This window comes from Bradyrhizobium uaiense (assembly GCF_010811875.1).
GTDB lineage: Bacteria > Pseudomonadota > Alphaproteobacteria > Rhizobiales > Xanthobacteraceae > Bradyrhizobium > Bradyrhizobium uaiense.
In genome coordinates, this window is record NZ_VKHP01000025.1 from 1 (window position 1) to 21,546 (window position 21,546).

General features: G+C 61.5%; 27 protein-coding genes. 15 read left to right on the forward strand and 12 right to left on the reverse strand.

Going from position 1 to position 21,546, the window contains the following annotated elements:
• Nucleotides 1-265 precede the first annotated feature (265 nt).
• From FNJ47_RS09100 to FNJ47_RS09125, 6 genes are all read left to right on the forward strand, one after another.
• Nucleotides 266-490, forward strand: coding sequence for a hypothetical protein (locus tag FNJ47_RS09100; RefSeq protein ID WP_163152742.1), 225 nt, complete (start codon nt 266-268; stop codon nt 488-490).
• Nucleotides 487-693, forward strand: a complete 207-nt coding sequence (locus tag FNJ47_RS09105; RefSeq protein WP_165445610.1) for a hypothetical protein — start codon at nt 487-489, stop codon at nt 691-693. The genes FNJ47_RS09100 and FNJ47_RS09105 overlap by 4 nt, the downstream gene beginning before the upstream one ends.
• Nucleotides 694-952: 259 nt before the next feature.
• Nucleotides 953-3,865 (forward strand): excinuclease ABC subunit UvrB, encoded by a 2,913-nt coding sequence (gene uvrB, locus FNJ47_RS09110; RefSeq protein ID WP_163152743.1) that lies wholly within the window; start codon nt 953-955, stop codon nt 3,863-3,865.
• A gap of 3 nt (nt 3,866-3,868) precedes the next feature.
• Entirely contained in the window at nt 3,869-4,282 is a 414-nt protein-coding gene (locus tag FNJ47_RS09115; protein ID WP_163152744.1) for a pyridoxamine 5'-phosphate oxidase family protein, read from the forward strand.
• Between the two features lie 48 nt (nt 4,283-4,330).
• A complete protein-coding gene (locus tag FNJ47_RS09120; protein WP_163152745.1) occupies nt 4,331-5,098 on the forward strand; it encodes a DpnI domain-containing protein in 768 nt (255 codons plus the stop codon).
• A 548-nt stretch (nt 5,099-5,646) separates the two neighbouring features.
• The gene (locus FNJ47_RS09125) at nt 5,647-6,972 is read left to right on the forward strand and encodes a TAXI family TRAP transporter solute-binding subunit (protein ID WP_163152746.1); all 1,326 of its coding nucleotides are present in this window, start codon (nt 5,647-5,649) and stop codon (nt 6,970-6,972) included.
• A gap of 87 nt (nt 6,973-7,059) precedes the next feature.
• Here FNJ47_RS09125 and FNJ47_RS09130 read toward each other — a convergent pair whose 3' ends face one another.
• The 3 genes from FNJ47_RS09130 to FNJ47_RS09140 form a co-directional block, all read right to left on the reverse strand.
• On the reverse strand, nt 7,060-7,446 hold the full coding sequence (locus FNJ47_RS09130) for a hypothetical protein (RefSeq protein WP_163152747.1): 387 nt from the start codon (nt 7,444-7,446) through the stop codon (nt 7,060-7,062).
• Between the two features lie 743 nt (nt 7,447-8,189).
• Nucleotides 8,190-8,381 carry a hypothetical protein gene (locus tag FNJ47_RS09135; RefSeq protein ID WP_229199320.1) on the reverse strand — a complete coding sequence of 64 codons (192 nt, stop codon included), beginning with the start codon at nt 8,379-8,381 and terminating at the stop codon, nt 8,190-8,192.
• A gap of 80 nt (nt 8,382-8,461) precedes the next feature.
• Nucleotides 8,462-8,701: a hypothetical protein gene (locus FNJ47_RS09140; protein ID WP_163152749.1), complete on the reverse strand. Its 240-nt coding sequence runs from the start codon at nt 8,699-8,701 to the stop codon at nt 8,462-8,464.
• 142 nt (nt 8,702-8,843) lie between these two features.
• Here FNJ47_RS09140 and FNJ47_RS09145 point away from each other — a divergent pair, with 142 nt between their 5' ends.
• The 7 genes from FNJ47_RS09145 (at nt 8,844) to FNJ47_RS09175 (ending at nt 13,405) form a co-directional block, all read left to right on the forward strand.
• Complete coding sequence (locus FNJ47_RS09145) at nt 8,844-9,653, forward strand: hypothetical protein (RefSeq protein WP_163152750.1); 810 nt, start codon at nt 8,844-8,846, stop codon at nt 9,651-9,653.
• Nucleotides 9,654-9,875: 222 nt separating this feature from the next.
• On the forward strand, nt 9,876-10,319 hold the full coding sequence (locus FNJ47_RS09150; RefSeq protein WP_163152751.1) for a nuclear transport factor 2 family protein: 444 nt from the start codon (nt 9,876-9,878) through the stop codon (nt 10,317-10,319).
• A gap of 119 nt (nt 10,320-10,438) precedes the next feature.
• Nucleotides 10,439-10,699: a hypothetical protein gene (locus FNJ47_RS09155; protein WP_163152752.1), complete on the forward strand. Its 261-nt coding sequence runs from the start codon at nt 10,439-10,441 to the stop codon at nt 10,697-10,699.
• A 198-nt stretch (nt 10,700-10,897) separates the two neighbouring features.
• Nucleotides 10,898-11,332, forward strand: coding sequence for a nuclear transport factor 2 family protein (locus FNJ47_RS09160; RefSeq protein ID WP_163152753.1), 435 nt, complete (start codon nt 10,898-10,900; stop codon nt 11,330-11,332).
• A 164-nt stretch (nt 11,333-11,496) separates the two neighbouring features.
• Nucleotides 11,497-12,462: a hypothetical protein gene (locus FNJ47_RS09165; RefSeq protein WP_165445612.1), complete on the forward strand. Its 966-nt coding sequence runs from the start codon at nt 11,497-11,499 to the stop codon at nt 12,460-12,462.
• 156 nt (nt 12,463-12,618) lie between these two features.
• Nucleotides 12,619-13,041, forward strand: a complete 423-nt coding sequence (locus FNJ47_RS09170; RefSeq protein WP_163152754.1) for a hypothetical protein — start codon at nt 12,619-12,621, stop codon at nt 13,039-13,041.
• 226 nt (nt 13,042-13,267) lie between these two features.
• Nucleotides 13,268-13,405, forward strand: a complete 138-nt coding sequence (locus FNJ47_RS09175; protein ID WP_163152741.1) for a hypothetical protein — start codon at nt 13,268-13,270, stop codon at nt 13,403-13,405.
• 163 nt (nt 13,406-13,568) lie between these two features.
• On the opposite strand, the gene FNJ47_RS49810 is transcribed toward FNJ47_RS09175, so the two are convergent.
• From FNJ47_RS49810 to FNJ47_RS09185, 3 genes are all read right to left on the reverse strand, one after another.
• Nucleotides 13,569-13,712: a hypothetical protein gene (locus FNJ47_RS49810; RefSeq protein WP_016841369.1), complete on the reverse strand. Its 144-nt coding sequence runs from the start codon at nt 13,710-13,712 to the stop codon at nt 13,569-13,571.
• Nucleotides 13,713-13,870: 158 nt separating this feature from the next.
• Nucleotides 13,871-14,353 (reverse strand): MaoC family dehydratase, encoded by a 483-nt coding sequence (locus FNJ47_RS09180; protein WP_163152755.1) that lies wholly within the window; start codon nt 14,351-14,353, stop codon nt 13,871-13,873.
• 8 nt (nt 14,354-14,361) lie between these two features.
• A complete protein-coding gene (locus tag FNJ47_RS09185; protein ID WP_163152756.1) occupies nt 14,362-14,820 on the reverse strand; it encodes a MaoC family dehydratase in 459 nt (152 codons plus the stop codon).
• Between the two features lie 320 nt (nt 14,821-15,140).
• Here FNJ47_RS09185 and FNJ47_RS09190 point away from each other — a divergent pair, with 320 nt between their 5' ends.
• Both FNJ47_RS09190 and FNJ47_RS49815 read left to right on the forward strand, forming a co-directional pair.
• Nucleotides 15,141-15,437, forward strand: coding sequence for a DUF4282 domain-containing protein (locus FNJ47_RS09190; RefSeq protein WP_163152757.1), 297 nt, complete (start codon nt 15,141-15,143; stop codon nt 15,435-15,437).
• Nucleotides 15,438-15,593: 156 nt separating this feature from the next.
• The gene (locus FNJ47_RS49815; RefSeq protein ID WP_165445611.1) at nt 15,594-15,740 is read left to right on the forward strand and encodes a hypothetical protein; all 147 of its coding nucleotides are present in this window, start codon (nt 15,594-15,596) and stop codon (nt 15,738-15,740) included.
• Between the two features lie 185 nt (nt 15,741-15,925).
• Here the strand turns inward: FNJ47_RS49815 and FNJ47_RS09195 are convergent, their stop codons facing one another.
• The 6 genes from FNJ47_RS09195 to FNJ47_RS09220 form a co-directional block, all read right to left on the reverse strand.
• Nucleotides 15,926-16,606 (reverse strand): ParA family protein, encoded by a 681-nt coding sequence (locus tag FNJ47_RS09195; protein WP_163152758.1) that lies wholly within the window; start codon nt 16,604-16,606, stop codon nt 15,926-15,928.
• Nucleotides 16,607-16,788: 182 nt separating this feature from the next.
• The gene (locus tag FNJ47_RS09200) at nt 16,789-17,115 is read right to left on the reverse strand and encodes a hypothetical protein (RefSeq protein WP_163152759.1); all 327 of its coding nucleotides are present in this window, start codon (nt 17,113-17,115) and stop codon (nt 16,789-16,791) included.
• Between the two features lie 384 nt (nt 17,116-17,499).
• A complete protein-coding gene (locus tag FNJ47_RS09205; protein WP_235999699.1) occupies nt 17,500-17,829 on the reverse strand; it encodes a hypothetical protein in 330 nt (109 codons plus the stop codon).
• A gap of 467 nt (nt 17,830-18,296) precedes the next feature.
• Entirely contained in the window at nt 18,297-19,358 is a 1,062-nt protein-coding gene (locus FNJ47_RS09210; RefSeq protein WP_163152760.1) for a hypothetical protein, read from the reverse strand.
• Nucleotides 19,358-20,647 (reverse strand): KAP family P-loop NTPase fold protein, encoded by a 1,290-nt coding sequence (locus tag FNJ47_RS09215; protein WP_163152761.1) that lies wholly within the window; start codon nt 20,645-20,647, stop codon nt 19,358-19,360. The genes FNJ47_RS09210 and FNJ47_RS09215 overlap by 1 nt, the downstream gene beginning before the upstream one ends.
• A 74-nt stretch (nt 20,648-20,721) precedes the next feature.
• Nucleotides 20,722-21,513, reverse strand: a complete 792-nt coding sequence (locus FNJ47_RS09220) for an MltR family transcriptional regulator (RefSeq protein WP_206685300.1) — start codon at nt 21,511-21,513, stop codon at nt 20,722-20,724.
• Nucleotides 21,514-21,546: the final 33 nt, after the last annotated feature.

Genomic DNA, 21,546 nt, shown 5'->3' on the forward strand with positions numbered 1-21,546 from the left:
ACGTTTCGAAAGGACCCCGAAGCGTGGCTTGGGTTCTAGGGCATCGTCTGTTGCGTGCCGGGGGGGGGAGGGCCCCGCAAAACGAGGCAATAGCCGTAGACGCGGAGACGGCCCCTCCCCCCGCCCCTCTCCCCGTAAGAACGGGGAGAGGGAGCACAGCGCCAGGTTCCGCGGCCCACGCAAATAAAGCCGGCGGCTTGTGAACTGGTTCACATTTGGCACCGCGCGCCCGTGCTTCCTATGAGAAGGGCATTTCGAGGTCGCCATGATTTACAGCGGTTTTGAGATCAAGTCGTTCGAAGTGGGGAAGGGGCAATGGCACGCCAGGATTCAACGGGTCGATCAAAGGCCGGTCGTCATCGATGGCATGCCGTTTCCGACGCTCGACATCGGCTTTGCGTGGTCCGATCCGGATGCGGCGATCGACGACGCGAAGAGAACTATCGACCGGTTCCCGCAGCGCTCTGGCATGACAATTCCGTCGGCGTGACCGGCAACGTCGTGATTGCCGTCGTGCCACAATGCGAGCCGGATCCGGTCTGGCCGGCGCAGGTTCGCACCAGCTGCCCGGAATGTGCCGCCCAGCTTTCGCTGCTGCGCGTGATCCCCGGCCGCGCCGCCGAATACTGGACCATGCGCTGCGACGGCTGCGGCGGGATCCATCTCGACATCGTGGACAAGCCGCGCGCCTGACGGCCGCAGCGGCGCCGGCGCTCCTTACCTCGCCCCGCTTGCGGGGAGAGGTCGAAATTCGCGCAGCGAATTTCGGGTGAGGGGGCACAGGTCTCACGACATTCGGAGCTCGCGGAAGCGGCCCCTCACCCTACCCCTCTCCCCGTGAAGAAACGAGAGCGCGCGCTGCTGACACCCTGCTGTCAGCAGCCTCGCTTGTCCGCAGATCGAGCCGTCGATTGCCCTTTTCTCGCTGCCGGACTCGTCCCATATTCCGGCCATGGCGAAGACACCGAACACCCCGAAAAAGCCCGGCAAATCCCCCAAATCCAAAGCTCACCGGCCCGAGGTCCAACCGATCGGGCCGGCGCTTGCCGAACTGCTCAATCCCGCGATCAACCGCGGCGATGCCGGCATGGGCTCGGGCACCGGCTTGCAGCCGCCGCCGGACAATTCCTGGGACCGCCGCGCCGGCGGCGAGGCCGCGGCGCATCGCGCGCGGGCGTCGACGCGCGAGACCAGCGAAGACGTCGCCAAGCGCGATAGTTCGGGCCTCGGTGAGGCTCCGCAGGCCAATTACGGAACCTCGGCCACCATCCCGACGCTCGATCCGGAACTGGCGCGTCAGCTCGGGCTGCCGACCGCCGAGGACGACGACGAAGCGCTCGCGCGTCCGCCGCGCAGCAAGATGGAGGCGCTCGGCGTCAAGGCGACCGCCGACGCGCTGGAGAATCTGATCCGCGACGGCCGCCCCGAATTCCGCAAGGATGACGGCTCGATGCGGGTGTGGACCCCGCACCGCCCGCCGCGCCCGGAGAAATCCGAAGGCGGCGTCCGCTTCGAGCTCAAATCCTCCTACGAGCCGAGAGGCGACCAGCCGACCGCGATCGCCGAGCTGGTCGAGGGCATCCAGCGTAACGACCGCACCCAGGTGCTGCTCGGCGTCACCGGCTCGGGCAAGACCTACACCATGGCCAAGGTGATCGAGGCGACGCAGCGCCCGGCGCTGATCCTGGCGCCGAACAAGACGCTGGCCGCCCAGCTCTATGGCGAGTTCAAGAGCTTCTTCCCCGACAACGCGGTCGAGTATTTCGTCTCGTATTACGACTACTACCAGCCCGAGGCCTATGTGCCGCGGACCGACACCTATATCGAGAAGGATTCCTCGATCAACGAGCAGATCGACCGCATGCGCCACTCGGCGACGCGCGCGCTGCTCGAACGCGACGACGTCATCATCGTGGCTTCCGTGTCCTGCATCTACGGTATCGGCTCGGTCGAGACCTATACCGCGATGACCTTCGCGCTGAAGAAGGGCGAACGCATCGACCAGCGGCAATTGATCGCCGACCTGGTCGCGCTGCAATACAAGCGCACCCAGGCCGAGTTCACCCGCGGCACCTTCCGCGTCCGCGGCGACGTCATCGACATCTTCCCGGCGCACTATGAAGACCGCGCCTGGCGCGTGAACCTGTTCGGCGACACCATCGAGACCATCGAGGAGTTCGATCCGCTCACCGGCCACAAGCAGGACGAGCTCGAATTCATCAAGATGTACGCCAATTCGCACTATGTGACGCCGCGCCCGACCCTGGTGCAGGCGATCAAGTCGATCAAATCCGAATTGAAGATGCGGCTCGACCAGCTCAACGACCAGGGCCGCCTGCTGGAAGCGCAGCGGCTCGAGCAGCGCACCACCTTCGATCTCGAGATGATGGAGGCGACCGGAAGCTGCGCCGGCATCGAGAACTATTCGCGCTACCTCACGGGCCGCCGCCCCGGCGAGCCGCCGCCGACGCTGTTCGAATATGTGCCGGACAACGCGCTGGTGTTCGCCGACGAAAGCCACGTCACCGTGCCGCAGATCGGCGGCATGTTCCGCGGCGACTTCCGCCGCAAGGCGACCTTGGCCGAATACGGCTTCCGCCTGCCCTCCTGCATGGACAACCGCCCGCTCCGCTTCGAGGAGTGGGACATGATGCGGCCGCAGACGGTCGCGGTGTCGGCGACGCCGAGCGGCTGGGAGATCAACGAGGCCGGCGGCGTGTTCGTCGAGCAGGTGATCCGTCCGACCGGGCTGATCGATCCGCCCGTGCATATTCGCCCTGCCCGCACCCAGGTCGACGACCTCGTCGGCGAGGTGCGTGCCACGGCGGCGGCCGGCTATCGCTCGCTGATCACCGTGCTGACCAAGCGCATGGCGGAGGACCTCACCGAATATCTGCATGAGCAGGGTATCCGCGTCCGCTACATGCACTCCGACATCGACACGATCGAGCGCATCGAGATCATCAGGGATCTCCGCCTTGGCGCGTTCGACGCGCTGGTCGGCATCAATTTGCTGCGCGAAGGCCTCGACATTCCCGAATGCGCGCTGGTCGCGATCCTCGACGCTGACAAGGAAGGTTTTCTGCGCAGCGAGACCTCGCTGATCCAGACCATCGGCCGCGCCGCGCGCAATGTCGACGGCAAGGTGATCCTCTATGCCGACGGCATGACCGGCTCGATGGAGCGCGCGATCGCCGAGACCAATCGGCGCCGCGAGAAGCAGGTCGAGTACAACGAGGCCAACGGCATCACGCCGGAGAGCGTGAAGAAGTCGATCGGCGACATCCTCAACTCCGTCTATGAGCGCGACCACGTGCTGGTCGAGATCGGCGACGGCGGCATGGCCGACGACGTGATCTCGATCGGCCACAATTTCGAGGCCGTGCTCAGCGACCTCGAAACCCGGATGCGCGAGGCCGCGGCCGACCTGAACTTCGAGGAAGCCGCCCGCCTCCGCGACGAGGTCAAGCGGCTGCGTGCCACCGAAATGGCCGTGGTCGACGACCCCACTGCGAAACAGCGCAACGTCCAGAAGCAGGCCGGCGCCTATGCCGGCACCAGAAAGTACGGCGATGCCGCCAACCTTCCCATCGCCGCGCTGAAGAACAAGACCGCACAGACCTCGCTCAAGGCAGGCCGCGGCGGCAAGTCCGGCTCACGCGTGCACAAGCCCGATCTCGACGAGATGCACGGCCCGGAATCGCTGCCCTTCCGCCCGGACGGCGCGCTGCCGGCAAAACCGTTCGGCACCTCGAGCCGGATCATCCAGCCGACAGATTCGCGGCAGTCGGGGCCGGAGTTCGGGCCGTCGCCGCGGAGCAGCGGGGGTGCGCCGGGGAAGCGGGGTGGGTGGAAGAAAAGGTAGCCCATGACGCGCGCCGAGCTTCTCGCCTTCCTGCGGATGCATCGGCTCGCGGTGGTCAGCACGGTGCATGACGGCGCGCCGCAGGCCGCCGTCGTCGGCATCGCGGTCAGCGATGAGCTCGAGATCATCTTCGATACGCTGACCACCTCACGCAAATACCGGAACCTCAGCACCGATCCCCGCGCAGCGCTGGTGATCGGATGGGACGCCGAGCAGACCGCGCAGCTCGAGGGCGTCGCCGACTTTCCGACCGGCGCGGCGCTCGCCGCCTGCAAGCAGGTCTATTTCGCGGCGTGGCCCGACGGCCTAGAGCGCGAGGCATGGCCGAACATCGGCTATGTACGCGTACGACCGAACTGGGTGAGGTTCAGCGATTTTGGCGCGGTGCCGGCGCGGGTTGGGGAGATCGAACTATAATAGACGTGTAGCGCTAGAAATTTCCTTCCGTCTGGCTAGGCTGCCCTGATGAAACTCGGTTTCGAAGAATCGCAAACCTCCTACACCAGTGGTTCGCAAAGCGCCCGCGCATGGACGGAGGCCTGGGTCAAGGCTTGGGCCTATTGCCCGCATTGCGGCAATGCGAAGATGTCGCAATTTCCCAACAACAGCCCGGTGGCCGACTTCCTGTGCGGATCGTGCAGCGAGGAGTTCGAGCTCAAGAGCCAGAAGGGGAAGTTCGGCCCCAAGGTGGCTGATGGCGCGTACAAGACAAAATGCGAGCGTCTGGACGCCAGCAACAACCCCAACCTTCTGCTGATGAACTACGACCTCAAGACGCTCGCGGTCGTCAACCTGTTGATTGTCCCGAAGCACTTCTTTGTTCGGGACATCATCGAGAAGCGGAAGCCGCTGGCTGCGACCGCCCGCCGCGCGGGCTGGATCGGGTCCAATATCCTGCTCGGGAAGGTCCCGGAGTCGGGAAAAATCCATATCGTCCAGAATGGTGTCATTCGTGACAAGGAACTGGTTCTGGCTGAATGGCAGAAGACGCTCTTCCTCAGAGATCAATCGCTGGAGTCGCGAGGCTGGCTACTCGACGTGATGAAATGCGTGGAGTCGCTGGGTAAGCGCGACTTCACTCTTGACGAAGTCTATGTCTTCGAACGCCATCTTGGCGGCCTGTATCCGGGCAACCAGAATGTCCGGCCGAAGATACGCCAACAGCTTCAGCTTTTGCGCGATCGCGGATTCATCGAATTTGTTTCGCGAGGCAACTACCGACTGAAATCGTGAGGGAGCGCCATGGCTTGGTTTTTGAATCTCTACCGGTGTGCGGGCTGCAGTAAAATTTGGACTGACGAGTGGTCCTGCACTTGCGATGACGATTGCCCGCATTGCGGCGCACGGCACATGTCGCCATTCAACAGCGAAGACTTAACTGAGCTTATCGCGCAGGAGGGTGACGAATTCGTTGCTATTCGTTCGCCGGACTCAGCCGAGCATAGTCCGGACTATCGCGAACTTGGCCGGTTTCCAACGCGTGCACAGGCGGAAGAATTTCTGTCCTCGACTGACTCCCACTAATCCCAATAGGCGCAAGAACAGCCCTTTCCGAGGCGCCGCCTCTGCGACGCCTCAACACAGAATATTAGGGTCCTCACCCCACGCTGACCACCGCGACCGCCAGCAGCGACATCATGACCATCGTCGTCATGAGCTGCAGCGAGACGCTGGCCTGGTGCGCCGTTTAACCAAAGCCCCCTTGACCTGCATCAATCAAGGGTATCCCCTACCCCATAGATTTAAAAAAGCAAAATTGTCCCGGCATTGGGGAAGTCGTCATGATTTCGATCAGAATGCCGTTCTGGCTCCGCGTTGTTTCGCTGGCTGGAGTGGTCCTGCTCTGCACGGCCGCCGGGCTCTATGGATATCGTTGGTACAATCGCCCGGTGACGCTGACGCTGGCGGTCGGCTCGATCGACGGAGAAGCGGCCAGCGCGATGTCGGCGATCGCCAGCCAGCTTGCCTCCGACGGCGCTTCGGTACGGTTGAAAATCATCGACACCGGGACAGCCGTTGAATCAGGCAAACTGTTCGCTGCAGGAAATGTCGATCTCGCTGCCGTTCGCGGCGACGTCGGCGACTTGTCCAAGGCCCAGGCCATTGTCGTGCTGTCGCACATGACAGCACTTCTCATCGCTCCCCCCGGTTCATCCATCGATAGCATCAGCAAGCTCAAGGGCCAGACCGTGGGCGTGCTCGGAGGCGAGGCAAACGCCAAACTCGTCGATGTGTTGAACAACACCTACGATCTTGCCCGCACCAAGACGGTTTTCAAGGACCTCAGTTTGCGGGATGCCCGGCAGGCCGTTGCATCAAAACAGGTCCACGCCCTGCTCGTGGTCATCCCGCTGACGGGGAAATACATTGCGCTGGTGAAGGGCTTTTTCCCGCAAGGTACAAAAGCTATTCCGGTCCTTATCCCGATCGACTCGGCCGCAGCCATTGCAGACGGCAATCGCGCCTATGAGAGCTTCGACGTGCCAAAGGGCACCCTGCGCGGATCGCCTCCTGTCCCCGATGACGACCTGACGACTCTGCGGACGTCGCTCTATCTTGTCGCGCGAAAGAGCCTCAGCGCCGACGTTGCAACAAGTCTGACCCTGAGCATCTTGAAAGTACGCAGGGAGCTGCTGCGGGAGAATCCTCTCATTGCCCAGATCACAGCCCCCAGCACCGATGCGGACGCCTACCTTCCCGTCCACCCCGGAGCTTTGGCCGTCTACAACGGCACCACACAGAGTTTCCTCGATCAATACAGCAACTACATTTATCTGGGCCCGATGATCCTCGGCGGAATTGCTTCGGTGCTTGCCGCCGCATGGAAGTTTTTGGGCATCGGGCAGCCCGAATTCCGGGAGGGCCCCCTCGACACCCTTTACGGCCTTGCCCGCCGGATCCGCACGGTCAACTTCGAGAACGAACTTTCAGACATCGAGGATGAGATCGACAATATCCTGAAGGGCGAGCGTCTCAAGGCTGAGGCGGGCGATGAAAACGCGGTCGACACCGCGACCCTGAACGTCGTGGCTCACCGCCTGGAAAACCTGGTTCACGACCGCAGAGCGATCCTCTTGGCAAAACCCCCGATCGCTTCGGTGGCTTAGGGAAGTACGCGGTAAGCCGCCCATCGTAACGTCCACGACCCGTCGAAGGCCGCTTGAGCGGTACGCGGCACTGAGGACCAAGGTGCTTCACCCAACGCTGACGACCGCGTCCGCCAGCAGCGACATCATGATCATCGTCGTCACGAGTTGCAGCGAGACGTTGGGCTGGGTCCGCCACTGCGCGATCTTCCCGGAGAGCGACAGGCGCGCATCGAAGAACATCGGCGCGTAGGCATTTCCGAACCGCCTTGGGAATTTGGCGGCAAGCCACGGCGTGATCGCGGCATAGACCAGCGAGGCGAACACGACGAAGATCGCGGCGCCGTAGCGGTCGCCGACGATTTCCGGGGCGCCGACCATCTTCAGCAGCAGCACGGTGGCGGCGAAGGTCGACAGGCCCTGCAGGATGGCGGTCAGCGCAAAGCCCTCGAGCCGGTTCCGCGCGGGCGATTTCGGTGCAGCGATGGCGTTCATGGCGGCGTTTCCTTGTCAGGCAATCGGGCGATCCGATGCCGCCACGCTAGCTGCGTGCGCTGGCCCGTGGCGTGATGCAGGTCACGCCGGCCGCCGGACAACTCATTCCGATTTTCAGAATTTCACTTGACGCGTGACCCAACTCAGATGTTCAATGTGTCCGTCTCACCCGATCGAGGGGCGCTTCGCGGTCGTCACGAACGCGGCGTGGGATGCGGTGGACGCCGATTGCGCAACTGACGAGTGCGTGTGACGCGGACGGCGAAGTCGTGTGGTCCTGACGCCCTAGTGGTAGGTGTCTTTTCACAAAACGCTAACGCGTCTTGTGAAGACGGTGACAACAAAGCCCAGTCTCGCCGGGGAGAGCACGAAGTAAGCCGTAACCCATCACGCAGGGAAGGCCGGGTTGTTTCCGGTTACACCTGTGGTCCTACCCCCGAGCTTTCTACCCCATTGCTCGGGGCCCATGGGTGCGATCGGCACCCGGTCTTCCCTGCGCCCTCTTCAAGCTGAGGGCGAAACCAAGAGCAAAGCTCGGACAATCATGTCGCGAGAATGCGGACGTATGCGCGCAGATGACGCAACAAATTCCACTGTCGTCCCTGCGAAAGCAGGGACCCATAACCACCAATGGTCGTCATTGAACGCCGCTGGAACGACGAGTCCCTCTCACAACATCCGCTGCGGAGTATGGGTCCCTGCTTTCGCAGGGACGACATCAGAGGACGTGGTGGCCTCCCGCCCTACCCCGACCGCTTGTTGCTGGTGTTCTGGGTCAGGTTGCCGTGCGCGGCCTGCTCGCGGATGTTGTGCTTCTCGTCGTCGCGATGGCCTTTTGTCGTATCGAGGGGAACGGCGGGGGCGCTGCCGGGACCCTTGTGGCTCTGGTTATCGTCGGGAACGGGCTGGATGTTCTTGTTCAGTGGCTTCGTCATCATCGTCTCCGTTACGCAAGGAGACAACGCCGCCCGTGCGGGCGGCGTTCCGGAGTGGGGGTTCACAAACCGATCGTGCCTTACAGCTTCTCCTGCTGCGACGGCTGCGCCTGTTGCTGCTGGCGCTGGCGTTCCTGCTCCCTGGCATGATGGCGGCCGTAGAGGCATCCCGCGGCGGCGCCGAGCATGCCGTGATGGCCGGCATAATGACCGGCGACGCCGCCGACGACCGCACCCTTGATGCAGCCCTTGGCGTCGGCGGGCGAGGCGGCGGCAAACGCACCGATGGCAATGACGGAAACGAGAAGAATTGATTTCATGATACTGCTCCAATGGAATTCCCGGATATCAACGGCCGACCTACCCCGCTGGTTCCCGTTAGCCTCGCCGCAGAAACCCGCTGCGCACAGGTCCCGATCATGCTCTAAATGCCGCCGCATTGCTGGCAGCCTTTTGAAGATCATGCGGACATCACATATTGCCTTTCTCGCGCCGGCCATCTGCGCGGCGGTCTTCTCGAGCCCGGCCCGCGCCAATGATAGCGACCGGGCGCTGCTCGCGACCTTCTGCGCCGCCGGCAATATCAAGGGATCGGCCTGCACGCGGGCGAGATCCTATCCGGATGGCGGAGGCCGTGCGTGCGACGTCAAGCTGACCAAGGAGCGCTACGCCGGCCGCTTCCTTGCCGCCGGCAGTGCGTTGCTCGTGGTCAACTATGAAAGCGAATGCGAGCCGCACGCGACCGATTTCGGCGGCGTCGCCCTGTTCGAGCAGAACGGCGGGGCCTCGCGCTTCATCCGCTTCCTGCCCGGCGCGCAGGGCCACGACTGCATCGTTGTCCCCAAGGACGAACAGCAGGATGTGCTGGTCTGCACGGTCGGCCACATGGGCCAGGGCATCCTCGAAAGCGCTGTGGCGCGGATGGAGTTTTCCAGGAAGTCCGGCAAGCGGATCGAGATCGCGCCGGATTTCCTGCTCAGGGCCGAGGATGATGTCAGCGCCTATGGCTCCAACGTCGTGATGTGTAACGAGGGGCCGAAATATTTCGGTCTCTCCAATCTCGCCGCAGGCCCGCGCCGCAACACGGTCGCGGTCGATGTCGACTACGCCGACGACGAGATCATCCGCATCGCCTGCGGCGAGGGCTTTGCGAAGCCGCAGGAGTTGTACCACGACCTGCTGCCCGGCGAGGCCTTCGTGCCGCCGGGCTCCGAGAAGAAGAAGCGGTTCACGATCGACCTCGTGACCGGCAAGGCTGCGCCGTCGGATTAGCGGCCCGAAGCTTCGGCCGTGCGGGCGCGGCATGACGCGCAGGCCGCGCCGCAATGGCCCCAGCGGCGCGGCCCGGAGCACCATGTGCATTTTGTGCTACAATGCACGTGCTAGTTGCCGAACCTAATCCGGTTTCGCACGTCAAACATGTGTTTGATGGCGGAACGCTCTGGTTCAGAATGTGGAACCAGGGCGAGTCGGAATGAACCGGCGGAGTCGATCATGGGCGAGGATTTGAACCGGCAGCGCGTCCTGAACTTCCTCGACGTCTATTATGCCGGCGGCATCGAGGGCGCGCTCGATCGTTGCAGCGACGACGTCGCGTTTCTCGCCAATGCCCCGATCGACATTCTTCCGCATATGGGCCAGCACCGCGGCAAGGCCGCGCTGCGCCAGATGTGGACCACGATCCACGAGCGCTATTCCGACATGCGCTACGAGGCCCCGACCGTGGTGGCAGAAGGCGACAAGGTCGCAGCCCAGTTGCGCGTATTCTTCCGCAAGCGCAACAACCGGCGCGTGGTGCAGTTCGACGTCGCGGTGTTCTACACCCTGCGCGACGGCAAGATCATCGAAATCCGCGAGATCATCGACACGTTCGACCTCGTCCAGCAGGTGCTGGAGCGCGACGTCGCGGCGGCGCTGACCGGACAACACGCGGAGTAGCCCTGAAGCCGGGGCAACGTATCCCGGCCGCCCCGCAAATTTGCGTACCCCAGCGTTGAACCTCGCAGGCCCGGCGCTGACCTATCACTGGGCTTGTTGCGGTCGGGGCTGAAATCATCATGAAAGTCGCATTGCTCGCTGTGCTTGGCCTTGCACTGGGGGCCCTTGGCGGCGCCGCACTCGGCATCGGAGCCGGGCTCACCTGGATCGGATTGGCCAGAACCTCAGGTCTCGACGGCGGAACGCTGGTGTTTTTCGCCTTCATGCCGCTCGGCGCCGCGATCGGCGGCATCGGCGGCGCACTGCTGTTCGCGGTGGTGGCGATCCGCGACGCCGAGATCGTGATCGAGCGGCAGCCGGTGCGGCAGCGAGACCGCTGAATTGCGGTAATAACCGGGCAGCGGTCACATTCCGGTAAAAATTGCTGCAATTGTGCATTGCAAAATTGTCATTTGCGTTTTTGCCGTTCGGCACTATTTCAGCCCGCAATAGCGATGTGCAGCAACCTGGCAGGGCGTCGGCGCTGACCGCCTGCCAGTCGTTTGCTTTGAAAATCCAGTTTCAGGACGAGAACCAAAATGACAGAGCACAGCCTCTGGCGTTTTTCGCGCGCATTGCATCGCGCGATCAACGAACGCCAGCTTGGAGATATCGAGCTCATGCTCGACGACGAGGTCGAATGGGCCATCTATGGGCCGATCGACCTGTTTTCCTTCTTCGGCTCGCGCCGCGGCAAGGCCGCCGTGCTCGAGGTGATCAAGCAGATCGGTGACAACCTCCGGGTTCATCGCTTCGACCGCGAATCCATCATGCTGGGCACGGATTCCGCCGCCTCGATGCTGCGCTATTCGCTGACGGCGCTGGATGCCGACAAGCCGATCTCGCTCCGGATCGCACATTTCGCGCAGTTCAAGGCCGGCAAGCTGACAAGCTTCCGCATGCTGGTCGACAGTTTCGACCTGGTCGAGCAGACCGTCGGTTATCCGATCCATCTGCCGCGCATCGCGGTCTGACAGCTCCCTGATTTCACGCCTTCGTCATGTCCGGGGCGCCCTGCCCCGGGCAATGACGATCGCACCCGCAAATCACGCGTTGATCACTTGCTTTCGCAGCGCCGTTGCCACAATTTTGCGCCACGGCAAATCTACGCTGCGGCTCTGGAATTTGCGGGCTGGGAATGACTTCCACATTGCGATTTGGCTGGGCGAGGCTGCCGGTGCTGGCGGCCGGCTTTAGCGTGGCGATGGCGTTTTCGGCCGGCGCCCAGACCTCACCTTGGCAGATCGCTCCCGCCGCCCAGGACACGGCGAAAGACCTCGCGAAAGACACCCCTGCGCCCGACGCTGAAGCTGCGGCCGAAGCGGCGCCGGCGGCGGTCGATGCCAACGACGCCGACATCCTGAAGGACATCGACGAGAGCAAGCTCGACTGGAGCCAGCTCGACACCGATTCCACCAGCCTGCCCACGCTGGCGCCGAAGAGCGCGGCCAAGCGCGCCAGCGTCGCCGGCAACGACCCGGCCTGGACCACCAACGGCAACGCCAACGGCTCGTCGGCGGTGTCGGTCAAGCAGTCGGTCTCGCCATTCCTCGACACCCGCATCGGCGCCGACATGACGGTCGCCAGGCAGGGCACCATGACGACGTCGGAGCAATTGTCGGAGCGGCTCGCCAATGGCGGCAGCCTGCCGCAGTCCGGCGGCTCGGCCTGGGCGTCGATCTCGACGGGTGGCGTGGCGTCGATCTGGGACAAGACCTCGGTCGAGGCGCGGGTCGATCCCGGTGCCGACCAGAGCAAGGTCGGCACCTCGCTGAGCAAGTCGGTGCCGCTGTCGGAGCAGTATTCGCTCACGCTGCAGAACGGCTATAATTTGATCCAGCAGGGCGTGGTCCCGGTGCCCGGCATCATCGGCCGTCCATCGAGCAGCTACAACACCGATCAGTCAGCACGCCTGTCCGTCACCGACACCGGCACCAGCATCACGGCCGGCCAGACGCTGTCGACCTCCGACGACAAATGGCTGCGCCGGGTCGGCGCCGAGCAGAAGCTGTTCGACGGCGTCACCGTCTCCGGCTCGGTCGGCGAGACCCCCCAGGGCACGGTCAACAAGAGCATCGGCGCCGGCTACAAGCATTCATGGTGAACGGTCTGTTAGGCCTGTCGCGCTAATGATCAGGCATTGCCCCAACTTGGCCCAGATGCGGTCAAATTCGGCGGCACTGATAGGTCCGTAACTTCATCAATTCGTCGTGCGGGGGACAAGCGCCGCGCTTCGCTATTGCGATCCAGGGGAAAGCCGATGAACGCCACCAACCGTACCGAGGAAGCCGAAGCCGAAACCACGTCCGAGGTCGACACCAACCTCGCAGCGGTCTCGGAAGTCGAAGCCGGCATCCGCGACTTCGTGCGCAACGATATCGCCTATCTGCGCCGCCCGGTGGCGAGCCCGGAGACCGCGCCGACCGATGCCAACACCGACGCCACCGTCAGCAACGTCAACTCGCTGATCCAGCGCGTCGCCGGCACCTCGCTCGCCGAGATCGAGAAGCTGATCGGCGAGCTCGAGAGCCTGCGCGACCTGCTGCATGCCGAAGGCCAGCGCGTCCAGCGCGAGATCTCCGGCTATGCCCAGCTCAGCCAGGCCGCGATGAAGTCGACCCGGATGATCGCCGACAACGTCTCGCAGTGGAAGCGCGCCGCCGACGGCCTGCGCAACAGCTGATCGCGCTCAATTCCGCAAACTGACAAGCCGCCGCCTCCCGACCAGGAGGCGGCGGCTTCGTTTTTGCATACCGAATCAACGCAGAACGATTCGTTATTCAGCGCGGTGTACACTCCGCGGCGTCAATTCTTGCAGAAGCCAATTTGAACTTTAGACGCCGGGCCCGCGTCCAATCCGCAACTCGCGTCTGGACCGCGCCTAGCGGGCATCCATTTGGAGAGAATTCATGCAGAGCGTCCGGCCGGATAACGCCGATCCGATACCGCTGCGCCAGCCGCAGCAGGGCATCGGCACGATCATGATCCGGTTCATCGGCATATTGGCCGCAGCCACCATCGTGATGGTGCTGATCTGGAATCGCTAAGGCATGATCCGGAAAAGTGTGAAGCGGTTTTCCGATAAGATCATGCCTAAAACAAGAAGCTTGGTCGGGAGAAGTGTGACGCTACCTGCCGTCGGGTCACACTGGAAAGCGCAAATGCGCGGCGCCTGGCGCCCCTCGGGCGCCGACGGTTACAGATGTTGAATCAGCGATCGATGCTCGCGGTGGTCTCGAAGGAATAATTGCCGTCGGCAAAGCCCTTCACGACCATTCCGGTGGCCAGCATCACGACAACCGTTACCGTCGCGAAGATAATGCCGACGAGCTTCAGCGCACTGCGATCTGCCATGGTCGTCCCCAGTAGTTCGGCCCCTGAAACCATAGGCAGGGACAAAGGTTCAAAATGCGTTAGCAAAAAATGAGTTCCACGCAACGCACAACTACGTCGGCAGCAGAAGTAGCTGCCGACCATGGCGTCCGTGCAACATCAGAGGCGGCCGGGCAACATCAGGAACCGGGATTCCGGCGCGGCACGAAGGCGGTCGCGAGGAACGAGAACACCACCTCGTTGCGCTGATTGACCCCGGTGTTGCGGGCCTGAAGGATGCCCCATTCCGGCCGCTTTTCGGACGTGCGCTTGGTCTCGACCTGGTTGGTGAAGCTGATGGTGTCGCCTGCCAGCACCGGGCGGATCCAGCGCAATTCGCGGAAACCCGGCGAGGGTCCCCAGACCGCGCCCCTCTCGCCGCGCGCGGCGGCTTCGGCGGCGAGCTTTTTGCCGTCGGCGACGAGCAGCTTCATGCAGACGCTGGCGACATGCCAGCCCGATGCGGCAAGCCCGCCGAACAGCGAGTTGCGCCCCGCCTCCTCGTCGAGATGGAAGGGCTGCGGATCGAACTGCGCGGCAAACCGCTTGATGTCCTCCGGCGTGAAGGTGAATGAGCCGAACGCGCGCTGGGCGCCGATCTCGATATCTTCAAAAAAGCGCATGACGTCTCCTATGCGCTCGCGCCGTCGCGGCGGCTGATGATGATCGGCGACTCCATCTCGCACAGCATCTCGCCGCGCGCGTTGCGGATCGTGCCCTTGAAGGTGACGATGCCGGTGTCGGGCCGGCTCTTCGAGACGCGCGCCTCGACGACGTCGACGTCCAGCGTCAAATCGTCGCCCGGACGCAGCGGCGCCACCCAGCGCATCTCGTTGACCCCGGGCGAGCCGAGCGAGGCGGTGCGGCTGATGAAGCCGTCGAACAGCATCCGCATCAACAGCGAGCCGAGATGCCAGCCCGAGCCCGACAGGCCGCGGAGCATGGATTTCTTCGCCGCCTCCTCATCGAGATGCATCGGCTGCGGGTCGAATTCGGCGGCGAAGGCGAGGATTTCCTCGCGCGAAACATGGCGCGGGCCGAACGTGCCGAAGCGGCCGGGCTTGAAGTCTTCGAAGGTCAGCGTGGTCATTGGGTGAGGATATGCCGGAGGGAAGCCCGATTGTGGCCGTTATTTGCAGCAATCACAACCGGCCCACTCGCATAGCTCGCCCCTGGACTGCCGGCGCCCGGTCCGGGGCTCGGCTTTGGCGGGACCGATTGGGCCTCTGCGGAATCGATCCCGGTGGTGCGGAGGCGCTCTGGCGCCGCCCCGAACCATTGGCCCGGCGAAATGCCTCGTCCTGACGGACGCCTGCCGCGCAGGCTCCCGGGACGAAGTGATCGCGCCGGGGGTGACGCAGTAGGATGCACGAGACGCGAATCATATTTCGGCTGGCCGGGAGAACCATGATGTTCGATTTCCAGGATCTGTTTCAGTGGGACCGCTTCATCACGCCCACGATCATCAAGACGTTCTACTGGCTGGTGATCGCGGTCATCGTGCTGTTCGGAATCTCGGGCATCCTGTGGAGCCTCACCGCGATGGCGATCAGCCCGTTCGTCGGATTCATCCAGCTGCTCGCGTCGATCGCCAGCATGTTCGTCGGCATCGTGTTCTCGCGCATCGCCGCCGAATTCATCCTGATCGTGTTCCGGATCAACGAGCATCTCGGCGCGATCCGTGATCGCGACGGTGGCATGCACTGAGGCATCCTGCTTCCGGCCGGATGCGGCCCGCCGCCCCTGCCGTGGTTAATCCGAAGTAGTCCCCGCACGCAAATGCCAGCGAAATTCCGACCGGGATCTTAAAACAGCTCGCGTATCAGCCTTACGCATTGCGCTTAAGACCAACGCGGGGGCGTCGTGAATTCCAGGAATGGCTTTATTGCCGTGAGGCCGGCTGCCGAGCCGAGCTTCACGACCGAGGATATTTTGTGGGCTGTCGGCATCTGGTCGGTAATCCTGACCCTGGCGCCGGTGATCGTGTTCTATTTGCTGATGGTGGCCTAAGGGCCACCTCCTTACTTTGTCATTCGGGGCTCGCGAAGCCAGAACCGCAGATGCGCGATTGCGCATCGGGGAATCTCGAGATTCCGGGTTCGATGCTCCGCATCGCCCCGGAATGACGTTCCATCAGTCGATAAAAAACGCGCGAGTGCCGCGCGTTCTTTCCAGTTCGAACCAAAGCTGCGTTGTTACGCCGCCTGCTTGTGCATCGCGCCGGAAGCCGACGCCGTGCCGCGGATCGCCTTGATCGAGCGTTCGATCGCGGCCCACAGCCGATTGATCTCGGCGGCAGCGCGGCCTTCCGCATAATATTCGCGAGCGCCTTCACCCTGACCGAGCGCCATCAGAAGATCGGCGCGGTTGGTGATCTGGCCGCTCCACACCGGTGCGCGGAACTTCGCCAGCGCCTCGCGCGCGATCGCGACGATGCGGCTTTCGGCGCCGTCCCGCTGCGCGGGCGCACCGTTGATCACGACAGCGTAAGGCTTGCGCATCGAGCGGCAGGTCTGGATCGTTTCCTGTACCGCGTTGACGTCGAACACACCGGGCCGCGCCGGAATGATCACCATCGTGGCGTTCTTGATGGAGTCGTCGACCACAGCCGACAGGTTCGGCGGCGTGTCGATGAACACCCACTCGATGCCGTCGCGCTTGGCTTGCGCAATGATTCCGGCAACCGAGTTCACCGCGGTCTTGATCGCCGGCTCGTTGGTGCCGCGCAGCTTGTGCCAGAGAGTCAGCGAGCCCTGCGGATCGGCATCGATCAGCAGACAGGGCTTCGTTGCCTTGTGCACTTGCGCGGCGAGGTGAGCAGCCAGGGTACTTTTTCCCGAGCCCCCTTTACGCGAAGCGAAAACAATCACGTTCATACGTTGGCCTCCAGATTGACCCCAGGAGGCGAAAATGAATCAGAGCGCTGATTCGCGAAAGAAAAAATTTCTTGCAATCCGCAAAGTGGCCACGATTACCGGTGCATTTTGCTTTTTGAGTCACACCATACTTATGACGCAACCGCAAATGGAGTCGCTAAGCGTTTGATTTGACTCACCGCCTAGCGCTTTTCGGCAGCTTTGGCGCGCTCGCGCGCGATCCACTTGCGTTCGATCCAGCCGAGCAATTGCGCCGTGGGTTTCTGCAACATCGGCACATCCTGCGCGAACAAAAGGAGTCCGAGCGGTAGCATCCAGAGTCCGAGCACCGGCAGGAAGCTGAAGATGCCGCCGATGATCAGGAGGATCGCGAGCGGAAGCCGCACATAGCGCGACGACGGCTTGCGCAGCCACGCGACGAAGCGCGCCGGCTTTTCCGGAAGCTTGGTTTCGAACCAGGCGAAGTGCCGATCGATCTCTTGCTGGTAGGTTTCGCTCACGCGCCTCACTCCATCCGTTCCATCGCGAACGGATCTGGCAAACAACACAAGCTTCAGAGATGATGCTGCGTGACAGCGTCACAAGGCGTCAGTCTGTCGCGCATCGCGGTCTTGAAATTGCTGCCGCGCGATCAGCGCGCAATGAGATTGCGTTGACCGCGATGGCGCTGCGCTCCCTCTCCCCGTTCTTACGGGGAGAGGGTTGGGGTGAGGGGCTGTCTCCGCATGGACGGCGATAGGTGCGCTTGCGGAGACTCCCCCTCACCCGGAACGCATCTGACGATGCGTTCCGACCTCTCCCCGCACGCGGGGCGAGGTGAAGCGCAACACCGGTCCGCGTGACGACAACGCGCCGAGCTTGAAGACGCGCGCGTGCGCACAGTGGTAACCGGGTCAGTGGGTGGACTTCTTCGCCTTGTGCGATTTGTGGACCTTCCGCTTGGCTGCGACCGGCTGCCGCTCCTGGCGCTCGCTCGCCTCGCGCGGCTCGGGACCGGCGCGGAAGAACGCGCGGCAGGCCGGCGACAACTGCGCCCTGTTCCTGATCATGCAGGCCGTGATGCGATCGACGTCGGGAATCTCGGGACCACAGAGCCGGAATGCATCCGGCGTACAGGCCTGCTGCTGGTCCGGCGTGTAGGCCTCGCCTCGGCCCGGCAGCAGCAACGCTGCGAGCCCAAGCATCAACGCAAACGAAAAACTCCTAGAACCGGCGGTCCCCATGCGTCCCCCCAAGGTGGCACTAAGGTGTCGTTAAGGCGTCGTTTCGCGGAGTGTGGGTGATGCGACGAGGAAGTGCAAGCCGGCGAGATGACACGCTGGCGGCGATCAGCGGACGGCAAGCGATCCTGCGATGGCCCGATCCTGCGATGTCGCGGTGGGCGATCTTGTGGATGGTACAGTTGGGTGGGAGCCGCGAACCGCCCCCCTCATCCTTGATAAACCAAGCGAATTTACGCCGATGCCAGCTCTCTTTGTATTGATATTTTGTATTTTATCAAGCTGGGCTCACCGGCCATTGATCAGTGCAGGAGGTGGAAAGGTGTTCGCTTCCGTGAACCACGCAAGTTGAATGCCCGGCGTCTTGATCTGAGGAGTAGACGTTTAAGGACCGGAGTTGAATGGCGACGTTCAAAACTGCGAACGCTGTTTCCCTCGCCCTAGACAAGCGCCCCACCGCCCTCAACCCATCAGAAACTACTACTTTCGCTTCTCTCCAATGCACGAAGGAAACGCGAGACTGCCGTCGTGTTCTCCTCATTCGGGGGTCCATCGAGTAAGTCCAGCGCCCTCTCCTTTAGGGCGTTCAAATCGATCAGCCTCTCGAAGCTACGGCTGACACGCTCGTAGTTTCCTGCCGAAGAGACGACGGGGCTAATGCTGGCATCGAGGACCCTCTTCAATGTCGTGGGGTCTTGGACTGACTTCTGCAAGAATTCCCTGACCTCCTCTTCATGATTGGCTCCCCACCAAAACCAAAGCAACTGAACTGGCGAAATCTGATCCCAAAACCGTCCAGAGAGAGCCAACTGACGAACCATCACAACCAACTGGTCACGCAATTCTTCCGTGCGCGCGCCAAAGAATGGAACATCTTTCGTCCGAGATCCATCAGGATTGATATCGCCAGCAGCAGATCTGAAGAAGCCCGCAAATACCGAAAGGTCTTCCAGCTGGGCGAGCCTTTCCACGATCAACAAGTACCGTTCTTCGGGCGAAAGCGGACGTAGAACTTGGAAGAGCAGTCGGTCAAAAATCAGAAGACCATCATCAGAGAGTAGGTCCCAAGGCTTTCTTTCCCGATGAAGAATGTACATCGGACTTACCTTCATCAACCTGTAGAACCACTCCGAGCTAAACGCTCCCCGCTCGCTAAGCGCTGCCGTCAAGAATTCCAAGAACTGGCGGCGTAACCGTGCGTTGTCCTTCTCATCGTATTTTTCCACGCGCGCCTCTACGGCATCTAGGGCGCGCTGGGGCCCGAGCTTGAACAGCCCCTCTAACTCAGAGCGGCTCCAAGAAATCGGGACCGGATCCAAACGAAAGTAGGTTGAAGCAAACTCCTGCTGAGAAATACGCCGCTGTCTCTTGAGTGCATATGCATTACCTTGTTCGCTGGATATGTAGGTTTCCAGCACCTGGTCGGCCTTGGGAAAGAGCATAGCGAGGATGTTGCGCGCTCCCTCAGGACTTTTTGCAGCCTCGGTGAGCTCCTTCAATGAGGCCGCAAGTTCTTTATTTTCTTCCGCCATCAGCTCACCACCATATCAATATTTCGGCGCAACCAAGCGTACACCGAGGGCTCATACAGCTCCAAGACGGTCATCAGCGCCAAATCCACCCGGTCTGCGTGATCAGAGAGAGCTGCTAAGGCGACACTCAGAGAATTTACGAAGCGCCTGACATGCCTCGGTGTCGAGAGATAATGACGAAATACGGAATGCCAACTCCCGGTCAGCCGGCTCGCCTCTTCATCCGTGATACCTCTGAAAAGTACTTCCAGATCGGCGTCGAGCAGGTTGCTCAAATCTGCATCGTCCACGGGAGGAAGGTGTTTCGGGTATTGAACAATCTTCTCAAGGTAGGAGCGTCCATCCAAACTCAGCGCCGATGAAATCAATTCCACAAGTTGCGCCTCGCTGTAGCTCAGAAAGTAGAGGACATTGGGAAGGTCTCCCAAGCTCTTTACAAGGGAGACCATTTCGAGAGCTTCGGCGGGAGTGAGCCGATCCAAATCATCGATGATGACGACGACCTTTTGGTTCGCTCGACTACGCAGGGAAGCCCTTAGTTGCTCGCGCGCGTCGTCTAAAGTCGGGCCAGAGATCATCGCACCTGCGACACCGCCCGTCCACGTTCCAAATGCCGACGCCACTTTGCCAACTGGAGTTGAGGTAAGGAGGTCGAGGCCAGACCCTACGACAGGCGCGAATTCAGAAAGGCGCTTGAGCACCTTGCCGAAGGATGCCGCCACTTCGTCCCCTAATTTCTCCTCAAGGCCACGCGCCAATTCGCTGAGAAGCGCTTGCGTTAGTTCCGCCTTTCCCGCAATCAGCCATGGTGAGAACCGGATCACGATATTCCGAGGAGCGGCCTCCACTTTCAGTTTCAACTCGAAGTACCGGTCAGCAATCTCGGCGTCCGAAGCAGATCCCAACCACCGTGTGAATTCCTGCTTCCTATTGATCTTCTCCCAGTATGTCAGGTTTTGATTGAGTGCCCCCATAGCGACGATACGGGGCTCAATCCGCTCGTAGACTTCGGACATCGCTTCAAGGTCTTCCAAACTCCTTCGCTGTGGCGAAGCATCATTTAAGACCAAACTCTCGCTCGCTCGCGACATCTCGATGTGTCGCAGATACCTAGCAATTAGCTCGATAACGCTAGTCTTTCCGGCGCCCCAATCCCCCAATAGCCCCATAACAAAGCCATCGGTGGACAAATCTAGATTGTCGATGGCCCTCGCCAACTCAAGAGCAAATCCGGATCGACCGAGAACATCTTGGCGCGGAGTTGAAATTGGACGGTCACTGTACAGCATAGAATTCCGCAGCTATTTCGTATCTGAATGGAAAATGAGATTTCGCGCTACCAAGCTCGTGGATGCATCCGCCTCTACTCGGGCCGCGGTTTGTGGCTCTTCCGGGCCCCGGTCGCCGCCATCTTACGCATTAATTCCTCGCGCAATTCAGAGACTTCTTCTCGAAGGCTGATAGGGACGGAGCCTTCAAGGATCCTCAACCTCTCAACCCATCTTCCTCGCATCATGAGCAAGAACAGATGCTTCTCGCCGGTAGAGTTCAAAATCTCATCCTCGAGTGCTGCGAGCCTGTTTCTTATACTCTCGATTTCTTCGCCTTCCGGTACGCCGCTGACTAGGCGAGCTCCGATCAGTCGTGCTCCCCGCCTTGCCTTGACTACTCGGTCAGCCGCCACTTGCAACTCAACTAATAAAAAAGATAGCGCAGTTCGCAACTTGATGGTGGCCGTCTCGGGATAAGCGTCATCGCCATTGCTGTAGTTGATGGCTTTGATATGCGCGGTGATATGCTGATCCGAGAACGAGATAGGCTTCCATGTATGAGAAAACGCATTCCTGATCTTTCTCATGCGTTCCAGATCTTCGTACTGATCTGTTGTTATTAGCCCGAGTGCCCAAGCCGCCTTTATACGCGACGACAGCGTGCCAAGGGGCGCATTAAATCCTTCTAACAGATCGTCTGCGGCTTGGTTTGGGAGCATGAATGACTTCAATAGCTCACCCAAACAATCTTCGGCGAAAGCTGCTAAAGACAAAATCAAGCCGCGTTCGTCTAGGTGCTCTAACGCGCGCATAAGAGAATTAATGCCGCCAAACACTTGGTCCGCTTCCTCGGCAGACATTTCTGGCGTTTCGCCACTGCTCATATTCCAACTCTTGATCTGCAAAAGAACATCAGT